Annotated in this window: 10 protein-coding genes, 2 tRNA genes and 4 rRNA genes (1 of these 16 cut by a window edge); 15 read left to right on the top strand and 1 reads right to left on the bottom strand. The window is 55.0% G+C overall.

Going from position 1 to position 18,629, the window contains the following annotated elements; all coding sequences use genetic code 11:
• Positions 1-271: 271 nt before the first annotated feature.
• Positions 272-1,828, bottom strand: a complete 1,557-nt coding sequence (locus BLU25_RS10870; protein ID WP_016783412.1) for a bifunctional aminoglycoside phosphotransferase/ATP-binding protein — start codon at positions 1,826-1,828, stop codon at positions 272-274.
• Positions 1,829-1,944: 116 nt separating this feature from the next.
• On the opposite strand from BLU25_RS10870, the gene mrcB reads away from it, so the two are divergent.
• The 15 genes from mrcB to BLU25_RS10790 form a co-directional block, all read left to right on the top strand.
• Positions 1,945-4,269 (top strand): penicillin-binding protein 1B, encoded by a 2,325-nt coding sequence (gene mrcB / locus BLU25_RS10865; protein WP_016783411.1) that lies wholly within the window; start codon positions 1,945-1,947, stop codon positions 4,267-4,269.
• A gap of 16 nt (positions 4,270-4,285) precedes the next feature.
• Positions 4,286-5,023, top strand: coding sequence for a tetratricopeptide repeat protein (locus BLU25_RS10860; protein WP_016783410.1), 738 nt, complete (start codon positions 4,286-4,288; stop codon positions 5,021-5,023).
• 5 nt (positions 5,024-5,028) lie between these two features.
• Positions 5,029-5,358, top strand: a complete 330-nt coding sequence (locus BLU25_RS10855; protein ID WP_029611718.1) for a YqcC family protein — start codon at positions 5,029-5,031, stop codon at positions 5,356-5,358.
• Between the two features lie 409 nt (positions 5,359-5,767).
• Positions 5,768-7,492 (top strand): acetolactate synthase 3 large subunit, encoded by a 1,725-nt coding sequence (locus BLU25_RS10850; protein ID WP_029611717.1) that lies wholly within the window; start codon positions 5,768-5,770, stop codon positions 7,490-7,492.
• Between the two features lie 2 nt (positions 7,493-7,494).
• Entirely contained in the window at positions 7,495-7,986 is a 492-nt protein-coding gene (gene ilvN, locus BLU25_RS10845; RefSeq protein WP_016783407.1) for an acetolactate synthase small subunit, read from the top strand.
• A 49-nt stretch (positions 7,987-8,035) separates the two neighbouring features.
• The gene (gene ilvC / locus BLU25_RS10840) at positions 8,036-9,052 is read left to right on the top strand and encodes a ketol-acid reductoisomerase (RefSeq protein ID WP_016783406.1); all 1,017 of its coding nucleotides are present in this window, start codon (positions 8,036-8,038) and stop codon (positions 9,050-9,052) included.
• A gap of 144 nt (positions 9,053-9,196) precedes the next feature.
• Positions 9,197-10,054: a CDP-diacylglycerol--serine O-phosphatidyltransferase gene (gene pssA / locus BLU25_RS10835; protein WP_016783405.1), complete on the top strand. Its 858-nt coding sequence runs from the start codon at positions 9,197-9,199 to the stop codon at positions 10,052-10,054.
• A 63-nt stretch (positions 10,055-10,117) separates the two neighbouring features.
• A complete protein-coding gene (gene msrP, locus BLU25_RS10830; RefSeq protein WP_016783404.1) occupies positions 10,118-11,131 on the top strand; it encodes a protein-methionine-sulfoxide reductase catalytic subunit MsrP in 1,014 nt (337 codons plus the stop codon).
• A complete protein-coding gene (gene msrQ, locus BLU25_RS10825) occupies positions 11,131-11,745 on the top strand; it encodes a protein-methionine-sulfoxide reductase heme-binding subunit MsrQ (protein ID WP_016783403.1) in 615 nt (204 codons plus the stop codon). The genes msrP and msrQ overlap by 1 nt, the downstream gene beginning before the upstream one ends.
• 478 nt (positions 11,746-12,223) lie before the next feature.
• A 16S ribosomal RNA gene (locus BLU25_RS10815) occupies positions 12,224-13,760 on the top strand.
• Positions 13,761-13,841: 81 nt separating this feature from the next.
• Positions 13,842-13,918, top strand: a tRNA-Ile gene (locus tag BLU25_RS10810).
• Positions 13,919-13,947: 29 nt separating this feature from the next.
• Positions 13,948-14,023 (top strand) — tRNA-Ala (locus tag BLU25_RS10805).
• A gap of 233 nt (positions 14,024-14,256) precedes the next feature.
• Positions 14,257-17,150: ribosomal RNA gene (locus BLU25_RS10800) — 23S ribosomal RNA — on the top strand.
• 148 nt (positions 17,151-17,298) lie between these two features.
• A 5S ribosomal RNA gene (gene rrf, locus BLU25_RS10795) occupies positions 17,299-17,414 on the top strand.
• 490 nt (positions 17,415-17,904) lie between these two features.
• Positions 17,905-18,629, top strand: a 16S ribosomal RNA gene (locus BLU25_RS10790) (it continues 812 nt past the right edge of the window).
• Together the 16S, 23S and 5S rRNA genes with 2 tRNA genes alongside form the textbook arrangement of a ribosomal RNA operon.

Genomic DNA, 18,629 nt, shown 5'->3' with positions numbered 1-18,629 from the left:
GTGGTGACTCTATTGAGTGTAGCGCTCAGCAGGAAAGTCGCAGTCCGTTAGTCGGTTTTGGAACAAGGCGGGGCTGGAATTGAGCGAATGGGCTGTCGCAAAGTGCAAATCAGCCCCTTGGAGCCAAGGGGGTAGAGCGTCCCAGGCCACTCAGCAGGCGTCATCCACCGCGAAACGGGGGCGGCGGATCTGATGTCGTATTTGTGATCGAGGGCGGCTTTGCGCAAACAGGCGCCGTGAAACCCTTGCGGTTTCACGGCGTGGATTGGCTTTACAGGCCCGGCAAACGCTGACGAATGTCGGCAATCAGGGTGTCGAGGCTTTTGCTGTTGTTGGTTTCAACACGCTTGCTGCGCAGGATTTCATCGGCTCCCAGCGGTTCGCGGCTGGCTTGCTGCGCCTTGACCACTTCCAGGGTGGCGTCAGACGGGTCGGTGCCCACGGATTTGCGATGGGCCAGCCAGCCTTCGATCACGGCGTCCGGGGCTGTGCAGTCGAGGATCAGGCAAGGCACGCCAGTGGCTTCTGCCACTTGGGCGGCCGCATCGCGCTGCTCGCGCTTGAGGTAAGTGGCGTCAATCACTACCGGGAAGCCCGCGCGCAGCACGATGCCTGCCAGTTCATGCAGCTTGCTGTAGGTGGCAGCGCTGGCGTCAGCGTTATAGATGCCATCGCCGACGGCGTTTTCAGCCGTTTGCTGGCCGAACAGCTGTTTGCGGATGACGTCTGAGCGCAGGCGAATCGCTCCCAGAGCTTCCACGAGTCGCATGGCTACCGAGCTTTTACCGACAGCAGAAACGCCGTGGGTGATGGTCAGGAAGCGTGAAGGAATTGTGCTGTAGCTTTCCGCCAGGTTGGCGTAGTTGCGGTATTGGCGCAGGGTGGCTGCCCGCTGAACCGGGCTGGCTTCGGCCGGCATGCTGAACAGGCTGACCTTGGCACGCACCAGGGCGCGGTAGGCCTTGTAGAAGTTCAGCAGTTCAAGCCCCTGGTAGTCGCCGGTCAGTTCCAGGTACTGGCTGACGAAACGGCGTGCCAGGCATTTCAGGCCACGGTCTTCGAGGTCCATCGCCAGGAAGGCGGTATCGGCGTATACGTCGGTGAAACGGAACGGTTCGTTGAATTCGATGCAATCGAAAATCACCACCTTGCCGTCAATCATGGTGGCATTGCCCAGGTGAATGTCACCATGGCATTCGCGGATAAAGCCCTGGGCCTTGCGCTGCTCGAACAGCGGCTTGAGGCGGGTGAAGCTGGCTTCTGCCCAGGCCTGGAGGGCATCCAGTTGCAGCAGGTCGGCTTTGTCCGAAAGGAACGGGCGAATTTGCTCGAAGTTCTGACGGACCGGATCCATCACCGCTTCAGGCGTGCCCTGGTAGTGCGCAGCAGGAACCTGGGGGGCCTGGGTGTGAAAGCGCGCGATCTGCTGGGCCATTTCGTCGATATGGGCGGCATTCAGCTCGCCATTGGCTTGCAGTGTGCTCAGCAGCTGGCTTTGCGGGAACTGGCGCATTTTCAACGCGTATTCAATGGCCGGGCCTTCACCACCGAATGCTGGCGCGTCGGCGGTGCCGGTGATCGGCAGCACGTCGAGGTACAGGCCTTCGGTCAGGCGCTGGTTAAGGCGCAGCTCTTCATTGCAGAAGTGCTCGCGGCCACTGAGTTCGGTGAAGTCAAGAAAGCCGAAATTGACCGGTTTCTTCAATTTGTAGGCATATGGCCCTGTCAGGATGACCCAGGAGATATGCGTCTCGATAACCTGAAATCCTTCGACTTCATGGGGGTAAAGGTCCGGGTTTTGCAGGGCGGCAATCAGGTTCTGGCTCACGGTTGATCCTTCAAGGTCTGGAATATTCGATGCGCCATTATGGCGGCTGACAGCGGGAGTGCAAACCGCCGGGCTGCGCATGATGAACATGAATAAAGTGCGTATAATCTCGCGCCATGACTCGTACCCGATCTCCTCGTTCCCGTTCCAAACGTCCCTCTGGCGGCCTTCGGCCCTGGCTGGGCTGGGCAATCAAGCTCAGCCTGGTCGGCCTGGTGGTGCTGGCAGGTTTTGCCGTCTATCTGGATGCCATCGTTCAGGAGAAGTTCTCCGGCAAGCGCTGGACCATCCCGGCCAAGGTGTATGCCCGGCCGCTGGAGCTGTTCGTCGGCCAGAAGCTGAGCAAAAACGACTTCCTCACTGAACTCGATGCGCTGGGCTACCGCCGTGAAAGCGTGGCCAACGGCCCGGGCGCGGCCGCCGTTAATGGCAACACCGTTGACCTCAACACCCGCGGCTTCCAGTTTTACGAAGGCGCCGAGCAGGCGCAGCCGGTGCGGGTCAGGTTTTCTGGCGACTATGTGGCAGAGCTGTCTTCGACCAACGGTGCCAAGCTGCCTGTGGTGCGCCTTGAGCCGCTGCTGATCGGCGGCATGTACCCGAAAAACCTTGAAGACCGGATCCTGATCAATATCGACCAGGTGCCGCCGTTTCTGCTTGAGACGCTGGTCACCGTCGAAGACCGGGACTTCTACCACCACTTTGGCGTGTCGCCGAAGTCGATTGCGCGGGCCATGTGGGTCAATACCTCGGCCGGGCAAATGCGCCAGGGCGGCAGTACGTTGACCCAGCAACTGGTCAAGAACTTCTACCTGACCAATGAGCGCAGCCTCAGCCGCAAGCTGACCGAAGCCATGATGGCGCTGTTGCTGGAGCTCCATTACGACAAGCGCGAGATTCTCGAGGCGTACCTCAATGAGGTGTTCGTCGGTCAGGACGGCCAGCGCGCCGTGCACGGCTTTGGTCTGGCCAGCCAGTTCTTCTTCAGCCAGCCACTGGCCGAGCTGAAGCTGCATCAAGTGGCGTTGCTGGTGGGCATGGTCAAAGGTCCGTCGGCCTATAACCCGCGCCGCTACCCTGAGCGTGCGCTGGTGCGGCGTAACCTGGTGCTCGACTTGCTCGAACAACAAGGCGTTGCCACTGCCGAGCAAGTGGCGGCTGCGAAAAAAATGCCACTGGGTGTGACCAAGCGCGGCAGCCTGGCCGACAGCTCGTTCCCCGGCTTCCTCGACCTGGTCAAGCGTCAACTGCGCGAGGACTATCGCGACGAAGACTTGACCGAAGAAGGGCTACGGATTTTCACCAGCTTCGACCCGATCCTGCAGATGAAGTCCGAAGCGGCGCTGGGAGAGACCTTCAAGCGCCTGGCCGGGCGCAAGGGTTCGGATGAGGTTGAGGCCGCGATGGTGGTGACCAACCCTGAAACCGGTGAGGTTCAGGCGCTGATCGGCAGTCGTGCGCCGGGCTATGCAGGTTTCAACCGGGCGCTGGATGCAGTGCGGCCGATTGGCTCGCTGATCAAGCCGGCGGTCTATCTCACGGCACTGGAGCGACCAAGCCAGTACACGTTAACCAGTTGGCTGTCGGATGAACCGTTATCGATCAAAGGGGCTGATGGCCAGGTCTGGAAGCCGCAGAACTATGACCGTCGCTCCCACGGTACGGTTTTCCTCTATCAGTCGATGATGAACTCCTACAACTTGGGCACGGTAAGGCTGGGGCAGGAAGTCGGTGTACCGAATGTGCTCAAGACCCTGGCGCGGCTGGGAGTGGAGCGCGAGTTCCCGGCATTCCCGTCCATGTTGCTGGGGGCCGGTGCATTGAGCCCGATGGAAGTGGCGACGATGTATCAAACCCTGGCCAATGGCGGCTTCAATACGCCAATGCGCGGTATCCGCAGCGTGTTGACCGCAGAGGGTGAGCCGCTCAAACGTTATCCGTTCCAGATCCAGCAGCGTTTCGATCCGGGTTCGATTTTCCTGATCCAGAACGCAATGCAGCATGTGATGCGCGAAGGTACCGGGCGTTCGGTCTATAACGTCTTGCCCAAAAGCCTTGCGCTGGCAGGCAAGACCGGGACCAGTAACGATTCCCGTGACAGTTGGTTCGCAGGGTTCAGCCAGGATTTGCTGGCCGTGGTCTGGCTTGGGCGTGATGACAACGGTAAAACACCGTTTACCGGTGCAACCGGTGCCTTGCAGGTATGGACCAGCTTTATGAAGAAGGCCGATCCGCTGCCGCTGGACATGCCTCAGCCGGACAACATTGTGCAGGCCTGGATCGATCCGCATACCGGGCAGGGTTCGGATGCCAACTGCCCTGGTGCGGTACAGATGCCGTATATTCGCGGCAGTGAGCCGCCAGCCGGTGCCACCTGTGGTGGGCAGGAGCCTGCCACCGGTGACGCCGTGATGGATTGGGTCAAGGGCTGGTTGAATTAAGCACAGAGGGTTTGACGTGAATAAGTTGTGGATTGCGGCTGTTTCAGCCCTGGCTTTGCTCAATGGTTGTGCCAGCGTGCCGCAGGGTTCAATTCCTGTGGTCGACTCTGGTGTTGCGGTGTCGAACAACGAGCGTGTTTCGGCCCAGCGTACGGCGGGGAATTATCCACAGGCCGCTGCGCCGCGTGCCGCTCAGGCGCGCACGATTACCGAGGACTCGGGGGTTGTGGTAATGATTCCGGGCGGCGCTGCCAGTGTGTCGACGCCGATCAGCACCCAGCCGTTCACGCCGGGGCCGATTACCCCTGGCCCGGCGGCAGCGCCGATCAGCACGGGTAGCTATACACCGAGCGCGACCTACAGTGCCCCGGCACCGGTTACGCCCAGCGGCATTCCGTCGAACAGCGGCGGCCTGGCGGCCGACGAGCAATTGGACGGCCCGGTACTGGCGCTGCTGACCACTGCCCAGCAGCAGCAATCGAGCGGTGACTTGAACGGTGCTTCGTCGAGCCTCGAGCGTGCCCAGCGCGTGGCCCCTCGTGAACCGCAAGTGCTTTATCGTCTGGCGCAAGTGCGCATGGCGCAGGGTGACACCGCACAGGCAGAGCAGTTTGCTCGCCGCGGTTTGACGTTCGCCAACGGTCGTCCGGATTTGCAGGCGAGCCTGTGGGGCTTGATTGCCCAGGCCCGTGAGAAACAAGGTGATGCGGCTGGCGCTGCACTGGCCCGTCAAAAAGCCAAGGTGAGCCTCTGATGGTCATGGATGTACGCACCTCTGAAGTTGCTGGCTTTTTGCTGCTGATCGAGCAGGAAATGCGCACCCAGGGCTTGTGGAGTGACAAGGCTCCGACAGAGCACGACTTGTCCAGCCTGGAGCCGTTCAGCGTCGACCGCCTGGATTTTGAGCAGTGGGTGCAGTGGATCTTCCTGCCGAAGATGAAAGTCATCGTCGAGCAGGGTCAGCCTCTGCCCAGCGTCTCGGGTATCTGGCACATGGCTGAGCACGTGTTTGCCCAGCGTCGTGGCAACTGGAAGCCCTTGCTCAAGCATTTTCAGGACTTTGATCGCCTGATCAGCCCTTCCTCCTGAGGTCATGGCTGCCAGTTTTTACTGGCAGCCATCCATTTTCTTGTTGGCTTCAGTCATTTTGCGCGTTTTTTTGTGCGTTCCTGTCGATTTATGCAAATAAATTGAATTGATGGCTTGACTTGGACTGGCCTAATGACAAGAATCGAACTCCCGCTGTAGAGGGACTGCCAGAAGCAGGCTCTCTCAGCAGATCATGAGGCGCACACCCGCGCCGACCTGTAACACCCGCAACGCGTTACCTCGCGCTGGGTGGGAAACCCCCGCAACACTTGGGGAGTTCCCAATACTTGCTCAGTCAGTGCTGACGTAGTCGGCGACCACCGTCGCTCATGCTCTGCTGAAAAGTAAACCTATTAAGACCCGTTCGTATTTTTGTGGACGGTATTCTGGCGTTTTAGAGGTGAACAACGTGGAGCTTTTGTCTGGTGGTGAGATGCTCGTCCGCTTTTTGCGTGACGAAGGTGTCAAATATATCTACGGGTACCCAGGTGGTGCTCTCCTGCATGTCTACGACGCACTGTTCAAAGAGCCGGAAGTTACCCACATCCTGGTTCGCCATGAACAAGCTGCAACCCATATGGCTGACGGCTACGCCCGTGCTACCGGTAAAGCCGGTGTAGTACTGGTGACTTCCGGGCCGGGTGCTACCAACGCCATCACCGGTATTGCCACGGCCTATATGGACTCCATTCCGATGGTGATCATTTCAGGTCAGGTGCCCAGCACCATGGTCGGAACCGATGCCTTCCAGGAAACCGACATGATCGGTATCTCCCGGCCCATCGTGAAGCACAGCTTCATGATCAAGCATGCTTCGGAAATCCCGGAAGTCATGAAAAAGGCGTTCTACCTCGCGCAATCCGGCCGTCCAGGCCCGGTCGTGGTCGATATCCCGAAAGACATGACCAACCCGGCGGAAAAGTTCGAATACGTTTTCCCGAAAAAAGCCAAGCTGCGCTCCTACAGCCCGGCCTTGCGTGGCCACTCCGGCCAGATCCGCAAGGCGGCCGAGATGCTGCTGGCAGCCAAGCGCCCTGTGCTTTATGCCGGCGGCGGGGTTATTTTGGGCGGCGGTTCGGCACCGTTGACCGAACTGGCAAAAATGCTCAACGTGCCGGTGACCAATACGCTGATGGGCCTGGGTGCCTACCCTGGCACCGACCGTCAGTTTGTCGGCATGCTCGGCATGCATGGCAGCTTCACGGCCAATATGGCCATGCACAACGCCGACGTGATCCTGGCAGTAGGTGCGCGCTTCGACGACCGTGTTATCAACGGCCCGTCCAAGTTCTGCCCGAACGCCAAGATCATCCATATCGATATCGACCCGGCGTCCATCTCCAAAACCATCAAGGCGGACGTGCCGATCGTAGGCCCCGTTGAGAGCGTGCTGACCGAAATGGTCGCCATCCTCAAGGAAATCGGCGAGAAGCCAGACCCGCAGGCCGTTGCCAGCTGGTGGAAGCAAATCGACGAATGGCGCGGTGACGGCGGTCTGTTCCCGTACAACAAGGGCGACGGCAGCCAGATCAAGCCACAGGCCGTTATCGAGATGCTCTGCGAAGTGACCAAGGGCGATGCTTATGTCACGTCCGATGTGGGTCAGCACCAGATGTTCGCGGCCCAGTACTATCGCTTCAACAAGCCGAATCGCTGGATCAACTCCGGTGGTCTGGGCACGATGGGCTTTGGTTTCCCGGCTGCGATGGGGGTAAAACTGAGCTTCCCTGATGCTGACGTTGCCTGCGTGACAGGCGAGGGCAGTATTCAGATGAACATTCAGGAATTGTCGACTTGTTTGCAGTACGGCCTGCCCGTAAAAATCGTCAGCCTCAACAATGGTGTGCTGGGGATGGTGCGTCAGTGGCAGGACATGAACTACGGCAGTCGTCACTCGCACTCGTATATGGAATCGCTGCCTGACTTCGTCAAGCTGGCTGAAGCCTATGGCCATGTAGGTATCCGGATCACCGATCTGAAAGACCTCAAGCCGAAAATGGAAGAAGCCTTTGCCATGAAGGATCGCCTGGTGTTCCTGGATATCCAGGTTGATACCAGTGAGCACGTTTATCCGATGCAGATCAAAGATGGCTCCATGCGCGACATGTGGCTGAGCAAGACGGAGCGTACTTAATCATGCGGCACATTATTTCCTTGCTTCTTGAAAACGAACCGGGCGCCTTGTCTCGCGTTGTCGGGCTTTTTTCGCAACGTAACTACAACATCGAAAGCCTGACCGTGGCACCCACCGAAGACCCGACCTTGTCGCGTCTGACGTTGACCACGGTGGGGCATGATGAAGTGATCGAGCAGATCACTAAAAACCTGAACAAGCTGATCGAAGTGGTCAAGCTGGTGGATCTGTCGGAAAGCGCTCACATCGAGCGCGAGCTGATGCTGGTCAAGGTCAAGGCAACGGGTGCGCAGCGCGCAGAAATCAAACGCACCACGGATATCTTCCGTGGGCAGATCGTTGATGTCAGCGCCAGTGTTTATACCGTGCAGTTGACAGGCACCAGCGAGAAGCTCGACAGTTTCATTCAGTCGATTGGAACCGCCTCGATCCTGGAAACAGTTCGCAGTGGCGTCACCGGGATTGCCCGTGGCGACAAAGTACTCAGCATCTAAAACTAACAAGTGCTAATTGGCCTGAATGGCCTGGATATAAGGGAAAATCATGAAAGTTTATTACGACAAAGACTGCGACCTTTCGATCATCCAGGGCAAAAAAGTAGCCATTATCGGTTACGGCTCCCAGGGTCACGCTCAAGCCTGCAACCTGAAAGATTCCGGCGTTGACGTAACCGTTGGCCTGCGCAAGGGTTCAGCCACTGTCGCCAAGGCAGAAGCTCACGGCCTGAAAGTTACTGACGTTGCCAGCGCTGTTGCCGCTGCTGACCTGGTCATGATTCTGACCCCGGACGAGTTCCAGTCCTCGCTGTACAAGAACGAAATCGAGCCGAACATCAAGAAGGGCGCCACACTGGCCTTCTCCCACGGTTTCGCTATTCACTACAACCAGGTTGTGCCGCGTGCCGACCTCGACGTGATCATGATCGCGCCCAAGGCACCAGGCCACACTGTACGTTCCGAATTCGTTCGCGGCGGCGGTATCCCTGACCTGATCGCTATCTATCAGGATGCCTCGGGCAATGCCAAGAACCTGGCCCTGTCTTACGCTTCGGGCGTAGGCGGCGGTCGTACCGGTATCATCGAAACCACCTTCAAGGACGAAACTGAAACCGACCTGTTCGGCGAGCAGGCTGTTCTGTGTGGCGGTACTGTTGAACTGGTCAAGGCAGGCTTTGAAACACTGGTTGAAGCCGGTTACGCGCCAGAAATGGCTTACTTCGAGTGCTTGCACGAATTGAAGTTGATCGTTGACCTCATGTACGAAGGCGGTATCGCCAACATGAACTACTCGATCTCCAACAACGCCGAGTACGGCGAGTATGTGACTGGCCCTGAAGTGATCAACGCCGAGTCCCGTCAGGCAATGCGTAACGCTCTGAAGCGCATTCAAGATGGTGAATACGCGAAGATGTTCATCAGCGAAGGTGCTACCGGCTACCCTTCGATGACCGCCAAGCGTCGTAACAACGCTGCTCACGGTATCGAAGTCATCGGCGGGCAACTGCGCTCGATGATGCCTTGGATCGGCGCGAACAAAATCGTTGACCAAGCCAAGAACTAAGTTCCTGGTGTGAAGAGAAAACGCGGCCCAGGCCGCGTTTTTTCGTTTAAGCGGCCGCTTCTGGTATAAAGCAGGATCGTTTGCGGGTGCGTGTAGGCCCCAAGCTTCTATCGAAACTTTCCATATCGTTGCAAGGTAATGTCCATGAGCGAACGTCCCGAAGAGCCAAAAGCGGCTTCAGACGCCGATAGCCTGCTGCCTGTCGATGAGCATGTCGAAGAAGGGCATGACGCCGAAGGCCGAAAAGTCCGGCATCGTGGTATCTATCTGCTGCCGAACCTTTTCACCACTGCGAACCTGTTCGCCGGTTTTTATTCCATCATCAGCTCCATGAGTGCTCAAAGTGCCATGAGTGCGGGTGATGCCGCTGGGGCAAGCAAGTACTTTGCATTTGCCGCCATCGCCATTTTTGTCGCCATGGTGCTCGATGGCCTTGATGGCCGTGTCGCCCGGATGACCAATACCGAAAGTGCCTTTGGTGCCGAGTACGATTCCCTGTCGGACATGGTTGCCTTTGGCGTTGCCCCTGCGTTGCTGGCTTTTGGCTGGGCACTGGGGGACATGGGCAAGGTCGGCTGGATGGTGGCCTTTATCTATGTTGCAGGCGCGGCGTTGCGTCTGGCGCGCTTCAATACCCAGGTCGGCACGGCCGACAAACGCTACTTTATCGGTCTGGCCAGTCCGGCTGCGGCGGGTGTGGTGGCAGGTATCGTCTGGGCATTCAGTGATTACGGTATTCAGGGTTCGAAAATGTCGTTCCTGGTTGCCTTGCTCGTTGCGGCTGCCGGCATGCTGATGGTGAGCAACATCAAGTACAACAGCTTCAAGGAGTTGGACCTGAAAGGGCGCGTTCCTTTTGTGGCCATCCTGGCTGTGGTGCTGGTATTCGCTGTTGTATTCAGTGATCCACCGCGCATTCTGTTGCTGGCCTTCCTGGCATATGCCGCCTCGGGGCCTATCCAGTACTTGCTGCGCTTGCGTCGTAACAAAAACGCCGAGTGATGTAATTTCTCCCATACTCCGTAGTCTATTGGTGCATCAGTCCTCCAATACTGCGGAGTTGTCATGCTCATCAAGCTGCCTGAAGCGTCCGACTGCAAAGAGTCGGACGTTACGCCTGAATCTTTCTATTTATCCCGTCGTGCATTGCTGGGCAGTTCGCTTGCCGGATTGGCTGTGGGCGCGCTTCCGCGCTGGGCCAGTGCCGAAGAGGCGGCGCGCTATGCGGATGTTGAACCGGGCAAGGCGCCAGCCTGGTTTACCGACAAGCTCGCGCAGACCCAATGGCAGGCTGTCACGGTCAAGGGGGAGGCCATCACGCCATTCAAGGATGCAACCCACTACAACAACTACTATGAGTTCGGCACCGACAAGGGCGATCCGGCGCAAAATGCTGGCGCCTTGAAAACCGAACCCTGGACGGTGGTGGTAGACGGGGAGGTGGGCAAGCCGGGGCGGTATGCCCTGGAAGACTTCATGAAACCCTATCAACTGGAAGAACGGATCTATCGCCTGCGTTGTGTCGAAGCCTGGTCAATGGTAATTCCGTGGATGGGTTTTCCCATTTCGCAGTTGCTCAAGCAGGTGGAACCGACCTCCAAGGCCAAATACATACGCTTTGAAACCTTGCAGGACCCGAAGGTGATGCCCGGGCAGCGTTCGGGTTTTGCACTGATCGACTGGCCTTATGTCGAAGGGTTGCGACTGGATGAAGCGATGAATCCATTGGCGATTTTGGCGGTGGGTATGTATGGCCGCGAGTTGCCGAATCAGAATGGAGCGCCGCTACGGCTGGTAGTGCCCTGGAAGTATGGCTTTAAAAGCGTGAAATCCATTGTGCGAATCAGTCTGGTGGAGACGCAGCCCAAAACCACCTGGCAAAGCATTGCTGCGGATGAGTATGGCTTTTATGCCAACGTGAATCCCACAGTTGACCATCCACGCTGGACCCAGGCGCGTGAGCGGCGTTTGCCGAGCAGTCTGTTCGGCCCGAATGTGCGTGATACCCAGATGTTCAATGGTTACGCAGACCAGGTGGCATATCTGTATACCGGCCTCGATTTGCGGAAGAACTACTGATGAAATTTCTACCCTGGCGCATTGGCGTTTTTATGGCAGCAGCCATTTGGCCTTTGTATTGGCTGTATGAAGCCTGGATCTTTGCCTTGGGGCCAGACCCGGGCAAGGTCCTGGTCGATCGTTTGGGGTTGGGTACGCTAATACTGTTGTTGGTTACCTTGAGCATGACACCGATGCACAAACTGACAGGCTGGTCGGGCTGGATTGCCGTGCGCCGGCAAATAGGCTTGTGGTGCTTTGCCTATGTGGTGTTGCACCTGTGCGCCTATTTGACATTTGTGCTGGGGTTCGACTGGTCCCAATTGGGGGTCGAATTGCGTAAGCGCCCCTATATCATTGTTGGCAGCCTGGGGTTCTTGTGTTTGCTGGCCCTGGCGGTGACTTCCAATCAATACAGTCAGCGACGGTTGGGCGCACGCTGGAAGAAACTCCATCGCCTGGTTTATGTGGTGGTCGGGTTGGGGTTGCTGCATATGCTCTGGATAGTGCGCGCCGACCTCAAGGAATGGGCAATTTATGCCTGTATTGGTGTAGGCCTGCTCGCCTTGCGCATACCGCTGGTGAAGAGCCGTATTCCGCGTCTATATAAGAAGAAATCAGCTTCTGCGGTTTAACTTCAAATAAGTGCTTGACCCGAGATTCAAACGGCCTATAATTCGTCCCACTTCCGGCGCAGTCGAAACGGAAAACTCCTTGAGTTTCAATGAGTTGGATGGTTTTCGGCGGTGCCAGCTTCAAGTCATCGAAGCAGGAAATGAGGTGTTGACAGCAGCGTGTAACGCTGTAGAATTCGCCTCCCGCTAACGAGAGATCGAAAGCGCAAGTGGTTGATGTTGCAGAGGAAACTTTGAAAACATCTTAAAATAACCGCTTGACAGCAACAGAGGCTGCTGTAGAATGCGCGCCTCGGTACAGCGAAAGCTGACCAACCGCTCTTTAACAACTGAATCAAGCAATTCGTGTGGGTGCTTGTGGAGTCAGACTGATAGTCAACAAGATTATCAGCATCACAAGTTGCTCCGCGAGAAATCAAAGATGTAACCAACGATTGCTGAGCCAAGTTTAGGGTTTCTTAAAAACCCAAAGATGTTTGAACTGAAGAGTTTGATCATGGCTCAGATTGAACGCTGGCGGCAGGCCTAACACATGCAAGTCGAGCGGTAGAGAGAAGCTTGCTTCTCTTGAGAGCGGCGGACGGGTGAGTAATACCTAGGAATCTGCCTGATAGTGGGGGATAACGTTCGGAAACGGACGCTAATACCGCATACGTCCTACGGGAGAAAGCAGGGGACCTTCGGGCCTTGCGCTATCAGATGAGCCTAGGTCGGATTAGCTAGTTGGTGAGGTAATGGCTCACCAAGGCTACGATCCGTAACTGGTCTGAGAGGATGATCAGTCACACTGGAACTGAGACACGGTCCAGACTCCTACGGGAGGCAGCAGTGGGGAATATTGGACAATGGGCGAAAGCCTGATCCAGCCATGCCGCGTGTGTGAAGAAGGTCTTCGGATTGTAAAGCACTTTAAGTTGGGAGGAAGGGCATTAACCTAATACGTTGGTGTCTTGACGTTACCGACAGAATAAGCACCGGCTAACTCTGTGCCAGCAGCCGCGGTAATACAGAGGGTGCAAGCGTTAATCGGAATTACTGGGCGTAAAGCGCGCGTAGGTGGTTTGTTAAGTTGAATGTGAAATCCCCGGGCTCAACCTGGGAACTGCATCCAAAACTGGCAAGCTAGAGTATGGTAGAGGGTAGTGGAATTTCCTGTGTAGCGGTGAAATGCGTAGATATAGGAAGGAACACCAGTGGCGAAGGCGACTACCTGGACTGATACTGACACTGAGGTGCGAAAGCGTGGGGAGCAAACAGGATTAGATACCCTGGTAGTCCACGCCGTAAACGATGTCAACTAGCCGTTGGGAGTCTTGAACTCTTAGTGGCGCAGCTAACGCATTAAGTTGACCGCCTGGGGAGTACGGCCGCAAGGTTAAAACTCAAATGAATTGACGGGGGCCCGCACAAGCGGTGGAGCATGTGGTTTAATTCGAAGCAACGCGAAGAACCTTACCAGGCCTTGACATCCAATGAACTTTCCAGAGATGGATTGGTGCCTTCGGGAACATTGAGACAGGTGCTGCATGGCTGTCGTCAGCTCGTGTCGTGAGATGTTGGGTTAAGTCCCGTAACGAGCGCAACCCTTGTCCTTAGTTACCAGCACGTAATGGTGGGCACTCTAAGGAGACTGCCGGTGACAAACCGGAGGAAGGTGGGGATGACGTCAAGTCATCATGGCCCTTACGGCCTGGGCTACACACGTGCTACAATGGTCGGTACAAAGGGTTGCCAAGCCGCGAGGTGGAGCTAATCCCATAAAACCGATCGTAGTCCGGATCGCAGTCTGCAACTCGACTGCGTGAAGTCGGAATCGCTAGTAATCGTGAATCAGAATGTCACGGTGAATACGTTCCCGGGCCTTGTACACACCGCCCGTCACACCATGGGAGTGGGTTGCACCAGAAGTAGCTAGTCTAACCTTCGGGAGGACGGTTACCACGGTGTGATTCATGACTGGGGTGAAGTCGTAACAAGGTAGCCGTAGGGGAACCTGCGGCTGGATCACCTCCTTAATCGACGACATCAGCTGCTCCATAAGTTCCCACACGAATTGCTTGATTCATTGAAGAAGACGATAGAAGTAGACCAAAATTGGGTCTGTAGCTCAGTTGGTTAGAGCGCACCCCTGATAAGGGTGAGGTCGGCAGTTCGAATCTGCCCAGACCCACCAATTTTGTTTGGAAGCACCTGTAGAAATATGGGGCCATAGCTCAGCTGGGAGAGCGCCTGCCTTGCACGCAGGAGGTCAACGGTTCGATCCCGTTTGGCTCCACCATTACTGCTTCTTTATCGTAAAGCTTAGAAATGAGCATTCCATCAGATGGTGGTGAATGTTGATTTCTGATCTTTTGATTAGATCGTTCTTTAAAAATTTGGGTATGTAATAGAAAGTTAGACTGGATAGCACTTTCACTGGTGTTTATTCAGGCTAAGGTAAAATTTGTGATTGAAAGCAAATTTTCGGCGAATGTCGTCTTCATAGTATAACCAGATTGCTTGGGGTTATATGGTCAAGTGAAGAAGCGCATACGGTGGATGCCTTGGCAGTCAGAGGCGATGAAAGACGTGGTAGCCTGCGAAAAGCTTCGGGGAGTCGGCAAACAGACTTTGATCCGGAGATGTCTGAATGGGGGAACCCACCTAACATAAGTTAGGTATCTTAAGCTGAATACATAGGCTTAAGAAGCGAACCAGGGGAACTGAAACATCTAAGTACCCTGAGGAAAAGAAATCAACCGAGATTCCCTTAGTAGTGGCGAGCGAACGGGGACCAGCCCTTAAGCTGTATTGATGTTAGCGGAACGCTCTGGAAAGTGCGGCCATAGTGGGTGATAGCCCTGTACGCGAAAACATCTTTACAGTGAAATCGAGTAGGACGGAGCACGAGAAACTTTGTCTGAATATGGGGGGACCATCCTCCAAGGCTAAATACTACTGACTGACCGATAGTGAACTAGTACCGTGAGGGAAAGGCGAAAAGAACCCCGGAGAGGGGAGTGAAATAGATCCTGAAACCGTATGCGTACAAGCAGTGGGAGCCCACTTTGTTGGGTGACTGCGTACCTTTTGTATAATGGGTCAGCGACTTATTTTCAGTGGCAAGCTTAACCGAATAGGGGAGGCGTAGCGAAAGCGAGTCTTAATAGGGCGTCTAGTCGCTGGGAATAGACCCGAAACCGGGCGATCTATCCATGGGCAGGTTGAAGGTTGGGTAACACTAACTGGAGGACCGAACCGACTACCGTTGAAAAGTTAGCGGATGACCTGTGGATCGGAGTGAAAGGCTAATCAAGCTCGGAGATAGCTGGTTCTCCTCGAAAGCTATTTAGGTAGCGCCTCATGTATCACTGTAGGGGGTAGAGCACTGTTTCGGCTAGGGGGCCATCCCGGCTTACCAAACCGATGCAAACTCCGAATACCTACAAGTGCCGAGCATGGGAGACACACGGCGGGTGCTAACGTCCGTCGTGAAAAGGGAAACAACCCAGACCGTCAGCTAAGGTCCCAAAGTTATGGTTAAGTGGGAAACGATGTGGGAAGGCTTAGACAGCTAGGAGGTTGGCTTAGAAGCAGCCACCCTTTAAAGAAAGCGTAATAGCTCACTAGTCGAGTCGGCCTGCGCGGAAGATTTAACGGGGCTCAAACCATACACCGAAGCTACGGGTATCATCTTAGGATGATGCGGTAGAGGAGCGTTCTGTAAGCCTGTGAAGGTGAGTTGAGAAGCTTGCTGGAGGTATCAGAAGTGCGAATGCTGACATGAGTAACGATAATGGGTGTGAAAAACACCCACGCCGAAAGACCAAGGTTTCCTGCGCAACGTTAATCGACGCAGGGTTAGTCGGTCCCTAAGGCGAGGCTGAAAAGCGTAGTCGATGGAAAACAGGTTAATATTCCTGTACTTCTGGTTATTGCGATGGAGGGACGGAGAAGGCTAGGCCAGCTTGGCGTTGGTTGTCCAAGTTTAAGGTGGTAGGCTGGAATCTTAGGTAAATCCGGGATTCTAAGGCCGAGAGCTGATGACGAGTGTTCTTTTAGAACACGAAGTGGTTGATGCCATGCTTCCAAGAAAAGCTTCTAAGCTTCAGGTAACCAGGAACCGTACCCCAAACCGACACAGGTGGTTGGGTAGAGAATACCAAGGCGCTTGAGAGAACTCGGGTGAAGGAACTAGGCAAAATGGCACCGTAACTTCGGGAGAAGGTGCGCCGATGGAGGTGAAGCATTTACTGCGTAAGCCCCTGTCGGTCGAAGATACCAGGCCGCTGCGACTGTTTATTAAAAACACAGCACTCTGCAAACACGAAAGTGGACGTATAGGGTGTGACGCCTGCCCGGTGCCGGAAGGTTAATTGATGGGGTTAGCTAACGCGAAGCTCTTGATCGAAGCCCCGGTAAACGGCGGCCGTAACTATAACGGTCCTAAGGTAGCGAAATTCCTTGTCGGGTAAGTTCCGACCTGCACGAATGGCGTAACGATGGCGGCGCTGTCTCCACCCGAGACTCAGTGAAATTGAAATCGCTGTGAAGATGCAGTGTATCCGCGGCTAGACGGAAAGACCCCGTGAACCTTTACTATAGCTTTGCACTGGACTTTGAATTTGCTTGTGTAGGATAGGTGGGAGGCTTTGAAGCGTGAACGCCAGTTTGCGTGGAGCCAACCTTGAAATACCACCCTGGCAACTTTGAGGTTCTAACTCAGGTCCGTTATCCGGATCGAGGACAGTGTATGGTGGGTAGTTTGACTGGGGCGGTCTCCTCCTAAAGAGTAACGGAGGAGTACGAAGGTGCGCTCAGACCGGTCGGAAATCGGTCGTAGAGTATAAAGGCAAAAGCGCGCTTGACTGCGAGACAGACACGTCGAGCAGGTACGAAAGTAGGTCTTAGTGATCCGGTGGTTCTGTATGGAAGGGCCATCGCTCAACGGATAAAAGGTACTCCGGGGATAACAGGCTGATACCGCCCAAGAGTTCATATCGACGGCGGTGTTTGGCACCTCGATGTCGGCTCATCACATCCTGGGGCTGAAGCCGGTCCCAAGGGTATGGCTGTTCGCCATTTAAAGTGGTACGCGAGCTGGGTTTAGAACGTCGTGAGACAGTTCGGTCCCTATCTGCCGTGGACGTTTGAGATTTGAGAGGGGCTGCTCCTAGTACGAGAGGACCGGAGTGGACGAACCTCTGGTGTTCCGGTTGTCACGCCAGTGGCATTGCCGGGTAGCTATGTTCGGGAAAGATAACCGCTGAAAGCATCTAAGCGGGAAACTTGCCTCAAGATGAGATCTCACTGGAACCTTGAGTTCCCTAAAGGGCCGTCGAAGACTACGACGTTGATAGGTTGGGTGTGTAAGCGCTGTGAGGCGTTGAGCTAACCAATACTAATTGCCCGTGAGGCTTGACCATATAACACCCAAGCAATTTGCTTAGAAGCGAATTGCGGTGTGTGAAGACGATACAAACCGAAAGTTTGCGGTTCACAAAACACCAAATCTATTACATACCCATTCGCTGGAGCGTGCGCCGTAAGGCAAACGACCTGGCTACCGAATTTCTTGACGACCATAGAGCATTGGAACCACCTGATCCCATCCCGAACTCAGTAGTGAAACGATGCATCGCCGATGGTAGTGTGGGGTTTCCCCATGTGAGAGTAGGTCATCGTCAAGATTAAATTCCAAAAACCCTGTCTGCTCACGCAGACAGGGTTTTTGTTTTTATATAAGTACAAGCTTTGTAAAAAGCTCGTACGGTTAATCAGGCCATTTGCCTGGCTAACCACTCGATTATCTCAATCGAAAGAAGCAGGAAATAAAGCGTTGACAGCAGTGTGTAACACTGTAGAATTCGCCTCCCGCTAACGAGATATCGAAAGCGCAAGTGGTTGATGTTGTTGAAGTTCTCTAAGCAAAACTTTGAAAACATCAAAAATAACCGCTTGACAGCAACAGAGGCTGCTGTAGAATGCGCGCCTCGGTACAGCGAAAGCTAAACCAACCGCTCTTTAACAATTGAATCAAGCAATTCGTGTGGGTGCTTGTGGAGTCAGACTGATAGTCAACAAGATTATCAGCATCACAAGTTACTCCGCGAGAAATCAAAGATGTAACCAACGATTGCTGAGCCAAGTTTAGGGTTTCTTAAAAACCCAAAGATGTTTGAACTGAAGAGTTTGATCATGGCTCAGATTGAACGCTGGCGGCAGGCCTAACACATGCAAGTCGAGCGGTAGAGAGAAGCTTGCTTCTCTTGAGAGCGGCGGACGGGTGAGTAATACCTAGGAATCTGCCTGATAGTGGGGGATAACGTTCGGAAACGGACGCTAATACCGCATACGTCCTACGGGAGAAAGCAGGGGACCTTCGGGCCTTGCGCTATCAGATGAGCCTAGGTCGGATTAGCTAGTTGGTGAGGTAATGGCTCACCAAGGCTACGATCCGTAACTGGTCTGAGAGGATGATCAGTCACACTGGAACTGAGACACGGTCCAGACTCCTACGGGAGGCAGCAGTGGGGAATATTGGACAATGGGCGAAAGCCTGATCCAGCCATGCCGCGTGTGTGAAGAAGGTCTTCGGATTGTAAAGCACTTTAAGTTGGGAGGAAGGGCATTAACCTAATACGTTAGTGTCTTGACGTTACCGACAGAATAAGCACCGGCTAACTCTGTGCCAGCAGCCGCGGTAATACAGAGGGTGCAAGCGTTAATCGGAATTACTGGGCGTAAAGCGCGCGTAGGTGGTTTGTTAAGTTGAATGTGAAATCCCCGGGCTCAACCTGGGAACTGCATCCAAAACTGGCAAGCTAGAGTATGGTAGAGGGTAGTGGAATTTCCTGTGTAGCGGTGAAATGCGTAGATATAGGAAGGAACACCAGTGGCGAAGG

Source organism: Pseudomonas fragi (assembly GCF_900105835.1).
GTDB lineage: Bacteria > Pseudomonadota > Gammaproteobacteria > Pseudomonadales > Pseudomonadaceae > Aquipseudomonas > Aquipseudomonas fragi.
This window is presented reverse-complemented; position numbering and strand designations above follow the sequence as displayed.

Coding starts and splice junctions, on each gene's coding strand:
- mrcB (WP_016783411.1), top strand. CDS start 1,945: ATGACTCGTACCCGATCTCCTCGTTCCCGTTCCAAACGTCCCTCTGGC.
- BLU25_RS10855 (WP_029611718.1), top strand. CDS start 5,029: ATGGATGTACGCACCTCTGAAGTTGCTGGCTTTTTGCTGCTGATCGAG.
- ilvN (WP_016783407.1), top strand. CDS start 7,495: ATGCGGCACATTATTTCCTTGCTTCTTGAAAACGAACCGGGCGCCTTG.
- ilvC (WP_016783406.1), top strand. CDS start 8,036: ATGAAAGTTTATTACGACAAAGACTGCGACCTTTCGATCATCCAGGGC.
- pssA (WP_016783405.1), top strand. CDS start 9,197: ATGAGCGAACGTCCCGAAGAGCCAAAAGCGGCTTCAGACGCCGATAGC.
- msrP (WP_016783404.1), top strand. CDS start 10,118: ATGCTCATCAAGCTGCCTGAAGCGTCCGACTGCAAAGAGTCGGACGTT.
- msrQ (WP_016783403.1), top strand. CDS start 11,131: ATGAAATTTCTACCCTGGCGCATTGGCGTTTTTATGGCAGCAGCCATT.